Source organism: Microbacterium sp. AK031 (genome assembly GCF_024807145.1).
Classification (GTDB): domain Bacteria; phylum Actinomycetota; class Actinomycetes; order Actinomycetales; family Microbacteriaceae; genus Microbacterium.
Genome location: NZ_JANUCA010000003.1, coordinates 277,019 through 292,750, shown reverse-complemented (window position 1 = coordinate 292,750; position 15,732 = coordinate 277,019). Strand labels below are relative to the sequence as shown.

General features: G+C 65.7%; 14 protein-coding genes and 1 pseudogene. 4 read left to right on the top strand and 11 right to left on the bottom strand.

Annotation, left to right across the window (positions count from 1 at the left end; genetic code table 11):
• From HDC95_RS09365 to HDC95_RS09325, 9 genes and pseudogenes are all read right to left on the bottom strand, one after another.
• Positions 1-326 (bottom strand): annotated as a pseudogene (locus HDC95_RS09365) (bifunctional D-altronate/D-mannonate dehydratase); the annotation flags it as partial.
• Between the two features lie 25 nt (positions 327-351).
• Entirely contained in the window at positions 352-1,119 is a 768-nt protein-coding gene (locus HDC95_RS09360; RefSeq protein ID WP_259063146.1) for a sugar phosphate isomerase/epimerase, read from the bottom strand.
• On the bottom strand, positions 1,116-2,030 hold the full coding sequence (locus tag HDC95_RS09355; protein WP_259063145.1) for a carbohydrate ABC transporter permease: 915 nt from the start codon (positions 2,028-2,030) through the stop codon (positions 1,116-1,118). The genes HDC95_RS09360 and HDC95_RS09355 overlap by 4 nt, the downstream gene beginning before the upstream one ends.
• Positions 2,027-3,013 carry a carbohydrate ABC transporter permease gene (locus HDC95_RS09350; protein ID WP_259063143.1) on the bottom strand — a complete coding sequence of 329 codons (987 nt, stop codon included), beginning with the start codon at positions 3,011-3,013 and terminating at the stop codon, positions 2,027-2,029. The genes HDC95_RS09355 and HDC95_RS09350 overlap by 4 nt, the downstream gene beginning before the upstream one ends.
• A 2-nt stretch (positions 3,014-3,015) precedes the next feature.
• Positions 3,016-4,290: an ABC transporter substrate-binding protein gene (locus tag HDC95_RS09345; protein ID WP_259063142.1), complete on the bottom strand. Its 1,275-nt coding sequence runs from the start codon at positions 4,288-4,290 to the stop codon at positions 3,016-3,018.
• A 60-nt stretch (positions 4,291-4,350) separates the two neighbouring features.
• On the bottom strand, positions 4,351-5,205 hold the full coding sequence (locus tag HDC95_RS09340) for a sugar phosphate isomerase/epimerase (RefSeq protein WP_259063140.1): 855 nt from the start codon (positions 5,203-5,205) through the stop codon (positions 4,351-4,353).
• A gap of 52 nt (positions 5,206-5,257) precedes the next feature.
• Positions 5,258-6,541, bottom strand: coding sequence for a mannitol dehydrogenase family protein (locus HDC95_RS09335; RefSeq protein WP_259063138.1), 1,284 nt, complete (start codon positions 6,539-6,541; stop codon positions 5,258-5,260).
• A complete protein-coding gene (locus tag HDC95_RS09330) occupies positions 6,538-7,701 on the bottom strand; it encodes a Gfo/Idh/MocA family protein (protein ID WP_259063136.1) in 1,164 nt (387 codons plus the stop codon). Before HDC95_RS09330 ends, HDC95_RS09335 begins: the two co-directional genes overlap by 4 nt.
• Positions 7,698-8,552 carry a sugar phosphate isomerase/epimerase gene (locus HDC95_RS09325; RefSeq protein ID WP_259063134.1) on the bottom strand — a complete coding sequence of 285 codons (855 nt, stop codon included), beginning with the start codon at positions 8,550-8,552 and terminating at the stop codon, positions 7,698-7,700. Before HDC95_RS09325 ends, HDC95_RS09330 begins: the two co-directional genes overlap by 4 nt.
• Positions 8,553-8,698: 146 nt before the next feature.
• Here HDC95_RS09325 and HDC95_RS09320 point away from each other — a divergent pair, with 146 nt between their 5' ends.
• On the top strand, positions 8,699-9,730 hold the full coding sequence (locus HDC95_RS09320) for a LacI family DNA-binding transcriptional regulator (protein ID WP_259063133.1): 1,032 nt from the start codon (positions 8,699-8,701) through the stop codon (positions 9,728-9,730).
• 42 nt (positions 9,731-9,772) lie between these two features.
• The gene (uxaC, locus tag HDC95_RS09315; protein WP_259063132.1) at positions 9,773-11,170 is read left to right on the top strand and encodes a glucuronate isomerase; all 1,398 of its coding nucleotides are present in this window, start codon (positions 9,773-9,775) and stop codon (positions 11,168-11,170) included.
• Between the two features lie 22 nt (positions 11,171-11,192).
• Here uxaC and HDC95_RS09310 read toward each other — a convergent pair whose 3' ends face one another.
• Together HDC95_RS09310 and HDC95_RS09305 are read right to left on the bottom strand one after the other, a co-directional pair.
• On the bottom strand, positions 11,193-12,086 hold the full coding sequence (locus HDC95_RS09310) for a nucleoside hydrolase (RefSeq protein WP_259063131.1): 894 nt from the start codon (positions 12,084-12,086) through the stop codon (positions 11,193-11,195).
• The gene (locus HDC95_RS09305; RefSeq protein WP_259063130.1) at positions 12,083-12,844 is read right to left on the bottom strand and encodes a FadR/GntR family transcriptional regulator; all 762 of its coding nucleotides are present in this window, start codon (positions 12,842-12,844) and stop codon (positions 12,083-12,085) included. The genes HDC95_RS09310 and HDC95_RS09305 overlap by 4 nt, the downstream gene beginning before the upstream one ends.
• 126 nt (positions 12,845-12,970) lie before the next feature.
• Between HDC95_RS09305 and HDC95_RS09300 the strand changes: the two genes are divergently transcribed.
• Together HDC95_RS09300 and HDC95_RS09295 are read left to right on the top strand one after the other, a co-directional pair.
• Entirely contained in the window at positions 12,971-13,936 is a 966-nt protein-coding gene (locus HDC95_RS09300; protein ID WP_259063129.1) for a TIGR03885 family FMN-dependent LLM class oxidoreductase, read from the top strand.
• Entirely contained in the window at positions 13,933-15,594 is a 1,662-nt protein-coding gene (locus HDC95_RS09295; RefSeq protein WP_259063128.1) for an alpha-amylase family protein, read from the top strand. Before HDC95_RS09300 ends, HDC95_RS09295 begins: the two co-directional genes overlap by 4 nt.
• The last annotated feature ends 138 nt before the right edge of the window (positions 15,595-15,732 follow it).

Sequence of the window (15,732 nt, the reverse complement as noted above, 5' to 3'; positions counted from 1 at the left end):
AGCAACTGATACACCGGCATCCCCGCCGCCTTGCCCTTGATATCCCACAACGCCATATCGACCGCAGCGATCGCCGCCATCGTCACCGGACCCCGACGCCAATACGCCGAGCGATACAGAAACTGCCACGTGTCCTCGATCCGATGCGCATCACGACCCACCAACAACGGCACCACATGCTCACTCAGATACGCCACCACCGCGAGCTCACGCCCGTTCAACGTGGCATCACCCAGCCCGGTCAGGCCGTCATCCGTCGTCAATCGCAACGTCACAAAATTGCGATCGGGACTGGTCACGATGACCTCAGCCTTGTCGATGATCACGAGTTGCTCCTTATGTTTCTTCGCCTCAGGGAAGCGCGCGCAGCGCCGCGATGGATGCCGCAACCTCGGCCTGGACATCCTCGCCCCAATTGCATTCCAGCGACACCGGGCCCGTGAACCCCGCAGCGCGCAGCGTCGCGACGAACTCGCGCCACGAGCCGTCGCCCGAGCCCAGCCACAACCGTCCGGCATCGGCGATGTGTGCGTGACCGATCCGATCGATGTGCTCGGTGACGGTCGACAGCGATTCGCCCTCGACCTCGATGTGGAAGAGGTCTGCCACCAGTGGAACGCCGTCGATCCCGTACGCGTCGAGGAAGTCGGCCGCTTCACCGAGAGTATGGATGAGATTCGTCTCACCCCTGTGCAGCGGCTCGAGCATCACTCTCAGACCGTGAGCTGCCGCAGCATCCCTCGCGGCGACGAGCGACTCGGCGAAACGCCGCTCCGCGGCATCACGATCCACGCCGTCGGGAATGCGCCTCGCACCACCCGATCCGAACACGATCTTCGCGCCCGGCTCCGCCACACCTGCGAGCACGTCGAACACCTGCGTGAAGTACTCCCGCACACGCTGGAAATCGAACGTCGGGTCGGAGACCCTCACATCTCCAGGCAGCAGGATCGCGAACGACGGATACTGCTCCCCCTCGAACTCCGGGTTCAGGCGCAGCACGCCGTCCTCTCCGATCAGGACGACGTTGCCCACGATGGTGGGCTCGGCATAATCGACACCGTGTCCTTCGGCGATCTGAGTGACAGCTCGAGGAGCGATGATTCCGACAGTCGTCATTTGAGGCTTCCTGAGACGAGGTCGAGACGCCAATAGCGCTGAAGCACCAGCACGAACGCGACGACCGGGATGATGGCGATAGCGGCACCCGCGATCGCCAGGGTGTATAGGATCGGCTCGCTGCCACCTCGGTTGAGCATCATGTACATCGCGACGGTGATGGGGAAGAGTTCCGTCTTCGTGAGCATGATGTACGGCAGCAGGAAGTTGTTCCACGCGCCGATGAACTGCAGCAGGAAGATCGTCACCAGCCCGGGGAACAGCAGCGGCAGACCGACCGAACGGAATGTCCGCCACTCGCTCGACCCGTCGACGCGTGCAGCTTCCAGCAGCTCGACGGGCACCGATGCCCTCGCGAACACATAAGCGAGATAGATCCCGAAGGGAGTGATCATCGTCGGGATGAGCACAGCCCAGTAGGTGTTCGCCAGGCCGATCTGCGCGAACAGCAGATACTGCGGAATCGCCAGGGTGATCGTCGGCAGCAGCACGCCGCCGAGCAGACCCACCATGATCGCCCGCTTCCCGCGGAAGTCGTACATCGCGAGCGCGTAGCCGGCCCCCGCGGAGAACAGTGTCGAAGCGAGTGCGCCAACGATGCTGTAAAGGAAGCTGTTTCCGAGCCATTTGGCGAAGCTGCCGTTCTCGTAGGCGAACAGCTCGACGATGTTGTTCCACAGCGCTGTGCCGAAGGTGAAGGACGGCGTCGTGAACAGTTCAGCCGAAGACTTCGTCGCCGAGAAGAACACCCACACCACGGGCAGCAGGAAGTACACCGCAGCGAGCAGCAGCACCGTCGTCGGCAGGATCGCCGTGATCGAGATGCCGCGGCGAACGCCGGCAGGCCGGTCGTAGGCGGGTGAGTGCTTCTCTTTCTTCGCGCCCTTCTGGCGCGTCTCGAGCGCGGTCATCGCGTCACCTTCCTGGCCACGAGCTGCCGGCCGCCCAGCACCAGCAGAGACAGCAGAACCGTCCCGATGGCGAGGACGATGGATGCCGCGGCCGCAGAGTTGAGATCGTCATGCGCGAACGCGTCACGGTAGACACGCATCAGCGGGAAGAACGTCGAGTCGATGGCGTTCGTGAGCGTCGACAGCATCGCCGGCTCACTGTAGATCTGCAGCGCGCCGATCACGGAGAAGAGTCCGGTGACGATGGTCGCCGGCACAACGTGCGGCAGCTTGATGTACCAGGCGATCCGTCCTTCACCGCACCCGTCGATGCGGGCGGCATCGATCTGAGAGCGGTCCAACGACTGCAGCGCTGTGTAGATGATGACGGTGTTGAACCCGATCCCGCCCCACAGCACGACGTTGACGATACCGATGTAGACCCAATCGCCGCGCAGGAGATTCGGCAGCTCGACGCCGAGGCCGCTCGCGAGCTGATACACCGGGCTGATGTCCGGCACATATAGGAAGCCCCACATGAGTGCGGCGATCACGCTCGGCACCCCGTACGGCAGGAAGATCGCCGTGCGGCTGAACGACTTCGCTTTCGCACGTGGCAGATCCAAGAGCAGCGCGAACAGGATCGACGTTCCCATCAGCAGCGGAACCATGATCGCCGAGTAGATGCCGAGGTGTCCGAGGCTCACCCAGAAGGTGTCGTCTGCGAAGACCGAGACGTAGTTCGCCAACCCGACGAACGTCTCCTCACGTGGCGCGAAAGCGCCGCCTGTCGACTCTCCTCTGCCCTGCATGCTGAGCCAGCCGGAGTAGATGATCGGAATGATGAACACGACGACGAACATCACAAGCGCCGGCGCCATCAATCCGTAGGCGAAGAGGGTGTGCCGCTGCAGGTGCGGCTTTCGCGCCCGCTTGGGCGGGAGGACGACGGTTCTCGTCGCCTCTCCGCCCGCGCGTTCGCTCTCCTGGAGGAGTGCGGTCATGATCAGCCCAGGTCATCCTCGACGGTGGCCTGCACAGTGGGCAGCACCTTCGACCAATCACCGGATTCGATCGCCGCTCCCAGAGCATCGTTGAGCGCCGTGAAAGCGACCTGCGTGTTCGGCCCCCACTGCACGTTGACCAGGCCAGAGGCCGATTCGACAGCCGATGGCCAGTACGTGTCATCCTCCGGGATCAGATCCGGCGCCGGACGGTCGATCTCCTGACCGTGCAGAGCCCCGGTGAACTTATTGATCTCCACGAGTCCTTCGGCACCCTCATCCGAGGCATTCAGCCAGGTGAGGAACTTCACCGAGGCGTCGTAGTGCTCTGAATCGGCGAGGACGATGTCCGCGGACCCGCCGCGAGCGAAGGTGCGCAGCTCATCGCCGCCCCACTGCGGGATCTGGGCAGCCGTCCACAGACCGACGGTGTCGGGATACTGGTTCAGCAGTGGCCCCGGCGCCCAGGCGCCGGCGATCTGGCCGAGCACCTTGCCCGATGCCACAGCCTCGATGTACTCCGGGCTGTTGGTGAGGTAGGTGCTGACGAGGTCATCTTCTACCAGGCCCTGCCAGTACTCGAGCACCTCTGCCGTCGCTGCGTCGTCGATATCGACCTGCCACTCGTCGTCGGCGAACTCCCACCACTGGGCGCCGTTCTGCAGCGCGAGTCCCATGAAGAGATCGGCATCGAGCGAACTGAAGTTGGCGAGGTAGTGGTCTCCCGGCAGCGCGCGAACCTGCTCAGCCAGAGCGCGGAAGTCCTCCCACGTCTCTGCGGGCTGAACGCCGAGCTCGGCGAACAGATCGGTCCGGTAGACGAACAGCGCCGGACCCAAGTCCTGCGGGATGCCGAAGATCGTGCCATCGAATGTCACCGTGTCGAGCACGTTCTCAGCGAACGCCTCTTCCAACTCGCCGCGTGCCGACTCCAGATCTGCGACAACGCCGGCGGACACGTAAGTAGGCAGCTGCGAGTACTCTGCCTGCGCCATGTCCGGACCTTCACCGGCGCGGACAGCCGAGAGCACCTTGACGGGGAAATCGGCGCCGCCGGCGGGGGCTGAGATATTGACCTGGATGTCGGGGTTGGCTTCATTCCACTCGGCGACGCGCTTGTCGACGTTCGAGCCCCAGGCCCAGAACTCGAGAGTCACCGGTCCCGATTCTTCCTGCGGTGCTGCCTCATCCGATCCCGGCGTACCGGAACAGCCGGCGAGCACGAATGCTGCCGCTGCGAACCCGACGATTGCGGTCAGTGTCCTGCGATGTCCCATGTGATCCTCCTTGATTTTGGGTACTGCGCGTGCGTGCGACGTGATGTCGCGTGTATGTGGTCAGAACAGGTCGGCGTAGCCCAGCGAGACGAGATGCCGGCGTGAGATCTCCAGCGCCTCCCAGACGGTGCGCCCGTAGAGTTCGTCCTGCTCGACGAGCAGGTAGTCAGCACCGGCCGCGATGCTGTGCTCGACGATGTTCGCCCAATCGAGGTTCCCTTCGCCTACCTCGGCGAACTGCACGAGCCCGTTCCATGCGGCGGCCCATGCGGCGTGGTCGCCACGGTCGTGCGCGTCGAGGGCCGCGGCGTCCGGCAGTGCGATGCGGTAATCCTTCAGGTGCACCATCCGCACTCGTCCGGCGTATTGATCGATCACACGAACGGGGTCGAGGCCGCCGCGTGCGATCCAGTGCGCGTCGAGTTCGATGCCGACGTGCCGCGACGTCTCGGCGATGATGTCGAGCAGGTAGCGCCCGTCGACCTTCGCGAACTCGACGTGGTGGTTGTGGTAGTACAACGCGATGCCTTCGTCTGCAAGACGAACGGCGGCCGCGTCTGCACGCGCACAGAAATCGAGCACTGCCTCATGGGAGCGCAGAGCCGAGATCGGCAGCATCCCGATCCGGACGAGATCCGCGTCGAGCGCGCGGCAGTCTTGAACGATCTTGTCGAACTCGTCTTCCAAGGAGTCGTTGATCCCACCCGCGGTGAGCGCTGCCGAGAGTGAGCAGTACTCAGTCCCAAGCTCATCTTTCGCTCGCCGCAGCTCGGTCACCGTCTCCGTCGTCAACGGGATCTGCGAGAGCTCGGTGACGCGGTAGCCCAGGTCAGCTGCGAGGCTAAACGTTTTAAAGGCGCCGATCTCGGCGACGGAGTTCTTCAGCATCATCGCCTGAACACCAATGCGTGCCATGGTCTGTCCCTTTCGTTCGGAGTTGGTCATGAGTGGGGAGCTCGGCGGACCGTCACACCGGAGCGCCTTTCAGCGCATCGGCTGCAACACGCAGCGGTGCGCGCACTGACTCGTCCGCTGCAAGCGTCGGAGCGAGCAGCGCGAGCCCGGCGACGGCAGTGTCTTCCGCCGGAAGCTCGGGTCCGATGACGAGACCGGCCGACACCGCAGCCGTCCACGCGGCGATGGCAGCGAGTTCGCCGGCGCCGGCATCCTTTCCACGACGCAGACGCTCCTCGATGACCGGGATGACGCGGACCCGGAGCTTGACGTCGCTGTCTCCTGCGATCTGCGCGAGCGCGTGCCTGATACGCGCGTTCTCGAAGCGCTGCGTGACGATTGCCCGCCCGCTATCAATCTCCTCCGACTCGAACGGGAGAACGGCGGCGGCGTCATCCCAGAGCGCCTCGAGGGCATCACGGCACACCGGATCGGCCATCGCCTCAGCGACCGTGGCGTGCCCACGCAGCAGGCCGAGGTTGGCCAACAGGGTGTGCCCAGCATTCAGAAGCCAGAGCTTGCGCTTCTCGAACGGCGTGATGTCGTCGACGAACTGCGCGCCGGCGAGTTCCCAGGAGGGTCGGCCGGCGGGGAACTCGCCGGCGAGCACCCACGCGGATGCCGGTTCGGTGACGACGGCGCACGGATCATCCGTCACCTCGATCGGGAGCGCATCGGTTGCCGCCGGCGTGATGCGATCGACCATCGACGACACGAACGAGACTTCCGTATTGATCCAGGCCGCCAGCTCGGGGTCGACGAGTGCGGTGAGAGTGAGCACCTCCTGCCGCAGGATCTCGCCGTTGCGGTCGAGGTTGTCGCAGCTGACGATCGCGAGCGCGCCGTTGCCCGCCCGCCGCCGCGCTCGAAGTCCGTCGACGATGCGACCCACGGCGGACTCGGGGAGATCGCCGGACGTGAGGCTCGCGGCATCCCGTGCTCGCTGCACGTCACCTGGATGGTATGCGGGCTCGGTCATCGTCACCGTCACGACGGCGACCGCCCCCAGAGCGGCTCGCCAGGCGGCGGAGTCGCCTCCGTCATGAGCGTCGACGATCGCGGAGATGTGCTCGACCGTGTCGCGATCAGCACCGCGCACGACCAGGTCGTACCGGCAGTCCTGCGCGACGAGTGCGAGAGCGGCCTCGGGGCGGCGCCCAGTGAAGGCGCTGATCCCCCATTGCTCGCCGCCCGCGCGGTTGGCGACTTCCGTGTACCAAGCCTGATGGGCACGATGGAATGCACCGACGCCCAGGTGCGCGATGCGAATCGGAGCCCGCTCGGCCGGTCGGGTCACACCGGCACCTCTACGACGGGGACCTCGAGGGTGAGATCGTCGTACTCGCCGGCGATCACGTCATCGATGCGCACTCTGCGTCCGAGGATCGAGGAGATGTACACGGCACGAACCGTCGCGAGAGCCAGGACGGCGGCGTCGACGGTCAGCAGTGGCTCTCGACCCTCGGCGATCGCCGCGAGAAGGTCGTCGTACTGACGGACATGTCCGAGCGTGAATCGGGTGGCGTCGACTCCGTCTGCGGTTTCAGTATCGCCATAGCGATCCGCCTGATTGCCACCCCCCTGCAGCCCCATATCGGCAGAGCCGTTCTCGTCGGAGATATGGATGTACTCCAGCTTGTCGGCGTCGATGACCGCCGAGCCGCGCGAGCCGAGGATCTGCAGCCGAACCGTGAGTCCGGGATATCCCGCAGTGGTCGCGTGCAGCACGGCGAGCGCACCGCTTTCGAAGGTCAGGGTTGCCACGGCGGTGTCTTCGACCTCGACGCCCTCGTGCGCCAGCAACGCGATCTCGGCGGCGACCGTGACGGGCCGGCCGAGGAACCACAGCAGCAGGTCGACCGTGTGCACGCCCTGGTTCATCAGCGCACCGCCACCGTCGAGCGCCCAGGTACCGCGCCAGTCACCGGAGTCGTAGTAGTCCTGAGAACGCCACCACGGCACGGTTGCGACCCCGGAGGTCACGCGGCCGAACGAACCATCCGCGACTGCGGCGTGGACGATCTGGCTCGACGGATCGAAGCGGTGCTGGCTGATGATGCTGCAGACCTGCCCGTTGGATGCTGCGACCGTGGCGGCGTCTGCCAGACGACGGGCGCGAACGAGATCGACGTCGAGCGGCTTCTCGATGAGGACGTGCGCGCCTGCCTCGAGCGCGACAACGGCCTGCTCGACATGCAGACCGCTGGGGGTGGCGACGACCACCAGCTGCGGAGCATCGACCACGACGAGGTCCTGGACACTGGCGAAGATCGCCGGACGGACACCGGTGCGCTCCTCGACCACTGCGGCGAGCGCTTCGGCACGGTCCGCGCTCACGTCCACGAGAGCGGTCAGGGTGAGCTTGTCGCTCAGGTGGAGGACGGCATCGACATGGGTGCGGCCGATGACGCCGCATCCGACGATGGCGGTGGTGAGGGGAAGGGCGGACGAGGTCATGCGAGTATCACTCCAGCGTGGTCGGTGAGGGTTCGGAAGGCGCGGGCCGCACGGCCGTAACCGGCGGGACCGGTGAACCCGCCCAGCGGATTCGCATCGGTCAGGTGAGGTTCAAGGGAGGCGAAGCCGCGGAACCCGCGATCGCGAAGGGCGGTCACCGTCTGCTGCAGCTCCCCATCACCCTCACCCGCCGGCACGACCTCGCCGGTGGAGAAGGTCGCGTCTTTCACCTGCAGATAGTCGATGTAGGGAGCCAGCGCGGCGAAACCGTCGGCGAACGGCTTGACGCCCACCTGCACGAAGTTCGCGTTGTCCCATGCCAGTCGAAGGCTGGGCGAGTCGACGGACTGCACGATGTCGAGCACACGCTCAGGGGTGTCGCCGTAGATGTCCTTCTCGTTCTCATGCAGTAGAACGACGCCGGCCTTCTCCGCACGTTCGGCGAGCTGCCGCATCCGACTGATCACCTCGTCCCGGATGTCCTCGATCGGCGTTCCTTCGACCTGCCAGAACGAGAAGATCCGGATGTATTTCGCGCCGAGGACGTCGGCGGCCACGATCGCCCGCTCCAGCCGGGCGAGCTCGAACTCGATCGGCTGAGTGAGATCGCTCTTGCCGACCGGTGAAGCGATTGCCGAGACACCGAGGCCCGCGGCACGAATGATCCCGTCGAGTTCGGCGAGCCGTGCATCGTCGAGCTCGACGACGTTGATGTCCCAGGCCGACCTGACCTCGATGTGACTGGCGCCGAGCGCCAGCAGGACAGCGCACTGCAGTCGCGGATCCGGGTCGACTTCGTCGCCGAATCCTGATAGTTCCCAGGTCAGCGTCTCGGTGGAGGCAAGCGTCATCGCAGTCCTTATCTGGTGACCGGGTCGTTCCGGTGGTGACCACGGTAGCGATGCGGCAAACAAATGACAACCGTTTGCCGAAGATTGCCACAAGTCGATGAATGCGGATAGGCTCGCTCGAAAACAGCCCGAGAGCAGGCCGCACCATGACCGACACCGACGTCGTACCTCCCGGTGATGATCGTCCCCGAGGACGCGCCGCGACGATCACCGACGTCGCCCGCCTGGCCGGCGTCGCCGCATCGACCGTTTCGCGCGCGCTCAGCAATCCCGGCAGGGTGAACGTCGTCACCCGCGAGCGCATCGAGGAGGCCGCGGCTTCTCTCTCGTACGTGCCGAGCGCCCATGCGCAGTCGCTCACCTCCGGTCGCACGGGATCGGTCGCACTCCTCGTTCCCGACATCGCGAACCCGTTCTACTTCGACCTGATCCGTGGCTCCCAGCGGCAACTCCGCGCCGCCGGATACACGCAGCTGCTGGTCGACACCGAGGAGTCGCACGACGTCGAAGCCGAGACTCTCGACGCGATGCTGAAGTCGGCGGATGGCGTGATCCTCGCCGCCTCCCGCCTGGATGATGCCCGGCTCACTGCTGCGGCAGGACGCCAGCCGCTGGTCACCGTGAACCGCGACATTCCCGGCGTTCCCAGTGTGATCATCGACACGCCGACCGGTGTGCGCCAGGCGCTCACCCACCTGCACTCGCTCGGTCACCGTCGAGTCGCCTTCGTCGCCGGCCCTTCCGACTCCTGGTCGAGCGCCAGGCGCTGGGAAGCGCTGCAATCCGCCGCTGAGGATCTCGGTGTCGACCTGAGCTTCATCGGGCCGTGGGCACCGAACGCCGCTGCCGGCGGAGCGGCGGCCGACGCGGTCGCCGCGAGCTCGGTCACCGCCTGTGTCGTGTTCAACGACCTGCTGGCGATCGGGATGCTCACCCGCCTCACCGAGCGCGGGATCAAGGTGCCAGACGACCTCTCCATCGTCGGCACTGACGATATCTTCGGTGCCGAGTTCTGCCACCCACCGCTCACGACGGTTGCGGCTCCCATCGAGGAGGCCGGCCGCGTCGCGGTCACCATGCTGCTCACCCAGCTCGAGACACGCGGCACTCCGCGGATGCGCACCACGCTGCCCACCTACCTCCGGACCCGTCAGAGCAGCGGCCAGGCACCGGACTGAACCATCACTGTCGCTGATCCATCACCGTCGACTGGAGCACCTGTGCGTCTCTCTCCCTCCCCCGACCGCCTGTTTCCGTCCGACCCCGCAACGAGGGGCCTGGCTCGCGGCTTCTACGACGCCGTGAAGGATGCACCGATCCTCTCTCCCCACGGACACGTCGACGCTGCCATCCTCAGCGACGACGTGCCCTTCTCCGATCCAGCCGACCTGCTCATCGTCCCGGACCACTACGTCCTCCGCCTGTTGCACGCGCACGGCATCGGCCTCGATCGGCTCGGGCGCGGTGGAAGCACGACTGACGCAAGAGCGATCTGGCGGGAGTTCGCGACGAGCTGGCACCTGTTCGCAGGCACCCCTGTGCGGGCCTGGTTCGAGGACACGCTGCACTCCGTCTTCGGGTTGACGGAGCATCCGAGCGCGGCCAATTCCGACGAGCAGTTCGACCAGATCTCGACGTGGATCGCGCAGCCCGCTTCCCGCCCTCGGGCGCTCTTCGATCGCTTCGGCATCGAGGTGCTCGCGACCACAGACGATCCGGCGGACAATCTGGCAGCGCATCGTTCGCTGCACGATGACCCCGCGTTCAGCGGTCGAGTAGTGCCGACATTCCGACCGGACAGGTACATGGACCCGGCGAATCCGAACTGGACGGCAGCTCTCGAAGCCCTGCACGCCGCGAGCGGCATCGATTGCGGCACGGCCGGCGGACTCATTCGTGCCCTGGAGGATCGCCGGTCGTTCTTCCGCTTGCGGGGTGCGACCGCGACAGACACCGGGGTCGTCGATGCCTGGGCGACGCGCTTGGGTGCAGGGGAACTGGAGCGGATCCATCGAGCGGGTCTCGACGGATCCGTATCGCCCAAGGAGGCGATGGCCTACCGCGCGCACATGCTGTGGGAACTGGCCAGGATGTCGAGCGAAGACGGCCTGGTCATGCAGTTGCACCCCGGCGTGCTGCGAGGCCACCACAGGCCGACATCGGAGAGGTTCGGTGCGGATTCCGGCCACGACCTGCCGTTGACGACCCATTACACGGAGCCGCTGCGTGAAGTGCTGAACGACTTCGGCACCAACGAGACCTTCCGACTCGTGCTTTTCACCGTTGACGAGACCTCGTTCGCGCGAGACCTCGCCCCGCTCGCCGGCTTCTACCCATCTGTTTTCGTCGGGGCACCATGGTGGTTCCTGGACAGCCCAGACGGCATCCGTCGCTTCCGCGAAGCGGTGACCGACTCTGCCGGGTTCTACAAGACGAGCGGCTTCATCGACGACACCCGCGCGTACCTGTCGATTCCCGCCCGCCACGACGTCTCTCGCCGGATGGATGCCGGGTGGCTGGCGACGCTCGTCGTGACAGGGCGTCTGGGTGAGGAGGAAGCCGCGATGATCGCGCGCGACCTCGTCGACAGCATCCCCCGGCACGTCTTCCGGCTCTGATCTGATATCGACCAGCGCGGCATCAGCCGCGCCCGTGCCCCGCGATCTTCGTGAACATGTCCTCCAGCAGGAACCGCACGTCGACGCTCTCGACGACGAGGATCTCGCGCTCCGGATCCGCTGCCTCGTAGTGCCCGTCCGCGGTGAACCGCACGCCGCTCTGCCGCCGCATCACTCCGCTGAACGGCTCCAGCATGAGCCCGATCGCCGGTGAGTCACCCAGCGATCGCGACTCGATGGCCACTCGGTGATACTCGGTGTTGAAGTCGACCACCTGCTGGGCGAGGTATCGTCCGAGCTCTCCGTGCGGCTCGACACGCGCCTCCAACTCGGCATAACCGACATTGACCAGTCGGTACACGTTCGATGGCACCTGCCACAGGCGGATGCCGGAAGCGAAGACCACGTTCGCCGAGGCGATGTCGTTCTTCAGATTGAACTCCGGCCATGAACCCACCGAGACGAGGTCGCCGTAAGGCGGCCCGCCGATCCAGATCACCGTCGTGTCGGTGTCGGCGATGTCCGGCGCGAGCAGCAGCGCGGATGCCATGTCGGTGAGCGGCCCGAGGAACGCGATGAACAGCGACCCCGCAGCCGCGCGTCTGGCCTCATCGATGATCAGTCGTGCGCCGGGGCTGTCGACCGGCGTCTGCTCGTCGACCAGGGCGTGCGGCGCACCATCGGCAATGGGCACATCGCGGCCGAGAGAGAGCATCTCCAGCAGCAGATCGAGCTCCGCGCGCGAAGCCGCCAATGAATCGGCGATACGATGCGAACCGAAGTGCGCGGGGATGATGCCGCGGACATCGAGCGTCGGAGACAGCAGCGCGTGCACGACGGCGAACTGATCGTCTGCCTCGTTCTTCACATCCGAATTGATGATCACCCGGCGGGTTCGTCGATCCTCGTTGATCATTTCTCTCCTTCTGCAGTTCGTCCGGCCTGCGAATCGGCGAGCAGGCGCGCGGTGGCCGTGGACATGTGAACAGCCATGGCGGATGCCGCGGCATCCCCATCGCCGGCGCGGACTGCGGCGAGCACCGCCTCGTGCTCGGCGACGGCCCGCTCCGCTTCGGCGGGATCGTGGACGGCACGGTCGGCATAGACCTGCAGGAGCGAACGGACGACGTGCACATGGTCGGTCAGGGTCTCGTTGCCGGCGGCTTCGGCGAGCGCATGGTGGAAGTCCAGGTCGGCCTTCGCGAATGCCGGAAGATCGGCGATGGTCTCACGCATCCGCTTCACGCTGTTGTCGAGCCGGGCGATGACATCGGCATCCGCACGCGCAGCGGCAAGACGGGCGACGTAGATCTCCAGCCCCTCGCGCAGCTCGAGCAGCTGTGCGGTGTTGCGTTCGCCGATGAGCAGTCCCCAACGCAGCGTCTGCGGCAGGAGCTCGCTTGCCAGGCCCCGCAGATATGTGCCCGAGCCCGGCCGAACGTCGACGATGCCGAGGATCTCTAGGGCCGCGAGGGCTTCGCGCACGGCGGAGCGGCCGACGCCGAGTGCGGCTGACAGCTGCCGCTCCGGGGGCAGCCTGGTACCGGCAGGGACCGACCCGCTGGTGAAGAGGTCCAGCAGGCGACGTGCGACCTCGGACACCGGCGTTCCGGAGGGCAGCGCACTCAGAGCGGCGGTGATGTCGTCAACCGGTTCACCGGGGAAGGCGGGCATGACTTCAACATACCCGGGCTCGGATCCCAGAGCTGTCGCAGTCCGCGGGCGGCGGTGCGTCATCCCAGAACCACCACGGGCTGTCCACCTCTCGCGAAGGATTTCGTGCCTTGTAAGACTCGCCGCATGGTGTTCATCGGTTTTCATGCTTCGCACGAGCAGATCCCACCGAGCGCGCTCCTGGATGCCGTCATCGCAGCCGAGCGCGCAGGATTCGACGGTGCGATGTGCTCCGATCACCTCGCTCCATGGACTCCGGCCCAAGGCCATTCGGGTTTCGCTCTGAGCTGGGTCGCCGCTGCGCTCGCCCGCACCCGCTTCTCAATCGGCATGGTCAATGCGCCGGGGCAGCGCTATCACCCGGTGATGATCGCTCAGGCATTCTCCACGTTGGCGGAGATGTTCCCCGGGCGCTTCTGGGCGGCGATGGGGAGTGGCGAGGCGATCAATGAGCACGTGACAGGCGACGGCTGGCCCGCCAAACACATCCGCAACCAGCGACTGCGTGAGAGCGTCGACGTCATCCACCGCCTGATGGACGGTGAAGAAGTCGACCACGACGGTCTGGTGCGTGTTCACCGCGCCAGAGTATGGAGCCTGCCGGCGGAGCCGCCTCCGCTGTTCGCGACCGCGGTGAGCGCCGAGACCGCGGCGTGGGCCGCTGCCTGGGCGCAGGGCCTTACGACCGTCGCTCAGGAACCGGCCGCGTTGCGCCGAGTCGTCGACAGCTACCGTGATGCGGGAGGCGCGGGTCCCTGCATCCTGCAGGTGCATGTCAGCCTGGCGGAGAGCGACGAGGCGGCGTTCGCCACCGCCTGCGACCAATGGCGCAACGGTCTGCTGTCACCCCCGATCACCTGGGACCTCGAGCAGCCGGAGGACTTCGAGGCAGCGGTGGCCGGGCTCGACGACGAGCAGTTGAGAAAAGCCGTCCTGGTCGACCACGACGCTTCCTCGTTGGCAGGCCGCATCGCGGAATTGGCGGAGATCGGATTCGATCGGGTGTACCTGCACCACGTCGGCACCGAGCAAACGCGATTCCTGGACGTCTCAGCATCCGAGCTGATCCCTGCACTGAAGGAGCGACTGTGAAGATCACCGATACCAGCGACCTCTGGTGGAAGACCGCAGTGGTCTACTGTCTGGACGTCGAGACCTTCCTCGATTCGAACGGCGACGGCGTCGGCGACCTGCAAGGACTCGCGCAGCGGATCGACTACCTCTCGCAACTGGGCGTCACCTGCCTGTGGCTGATGCCGTTCTATCCGACCCCGGATCGTGACGACGGCTACGACGTCAGCGACTTCTACGGAGTCGATTCCCGTCTGGGCAACCACGGCGACCTCGTCGAAGTGATCCGCACCGCGCGCGACCGAGGGATGAGGGTGATCGTCGATCTGGTCATCAATCACACCTCCGATCGGCATCCGTGGTTCCTCGCCGCCAAGCGCAGCGTCAACTCTCCCTTCAGGGACTACTACGTCTGGCGCGACGATCCGCCTCCGAAGGGTCAGAAGAATGCAGTCTTCCCCGGACAGGCGAATGGCATCTGGGGCAAGGATGAGAAATCCGGACAGTGGTATCAGCACAGTTTCTACGAGCACCAGCCCGACCTGAACATCGCCAACCCCCGCGTACGCGATGAGATCGCAAAGGTCATCGGGTTCTGGCTGCAGCTGGGCATCTCCGGCTTCCGCGTCGACGCAGTGCCGTTCTTCCTCGAGATCCCCGAGGGAGCCGGCATCCCCGAGCCGCACGATCTGCTGCGCGACATCCGCCGGTTCCTGCAGCGTCGTTCGAGCGAGGCGATCCTGCTCGGCGAAGTGAACCTGCCGTACGAGAAGCAGGTGCAGTACTTCGGTGGCGACGACGGTGACGAGCTCACCATGCAGTTCGATTTCGTCGGGATGCAGGCACTGTACTTGTCGTTCGCTCGCAAGGACCCCGCCCCTCTGATCGCTGCCCTGCGCGCGCGCCCCGTGCTCGGATCAGAGGCGCAGTGGGCGAACTTCCTGCGCAACCACGACGAACTGACCCTCGACAAGCTCAGCGACAGCGAACGGCAAGAGGTGTTCGATGCGTTCGCGCCGGACGAACGGCAGCGGGTGTTCGGCCGTGGGATCACGCGGCGCGTTCCGCCGATGCTCGACGGCGATCCGCGCCGGATCCGCATGGCCTACAGCCTGCTCTTCACTCTGCCGGGCACTCCGGTGCTGTTCTACGGCGAAGAGATCGGCATGGGGGAGAACGTCGAGGTCGACGGACGCGAAGCCGTGCGGACCCCGATGCAGTGGTCTGCGGACCGCAACGGAGGATTCTCGGATGCCGCGCCGGGCAGACTCGTGGCCCGGCCGCCGTCCGACGGGTACGCCCCGGAGCACGTCAACGTCGCAGCCCAGTTGGAGGACAAAGAGTCGCTGCTGTACTTCATCCGCGATCTCACGTCGCGCTACCGCATCTCTCCGGAACTCGGGTGGGGCAGTCTCGAGGTGATGGACCAGCCCGCACAATCGCTGCTCGTGCACTCCCTCACCGCTGACGTCGGCCGTGTCATCGCCCTCCATAACTTCGCGGAAGTGCCCGTGACCACCACTTTCCGCGTGACCGGGGAGCCGGAGGGTACGACCCTCCTCGACCTGCTCGAGCCGTCGCACACCGCACTCGGTTCCAGGACGGTCGAACTGGAGGTCCCGGGCTACGGTTATCGCTGGCTCCGGGTCGCGCGCCCCGGCGATGGTCGTGTGACCTGAGCGGCGGGACCGGCGTCGACCGGTGAGATGATCCGGCAGAACCCCTGCCGGGCCTCACGTGCACGGACTTGCGATTGGTCAACCGGTTTGTCAAAATGAGGATCACGTAACTCGTCACCACCCGTGATCATCGTCGAT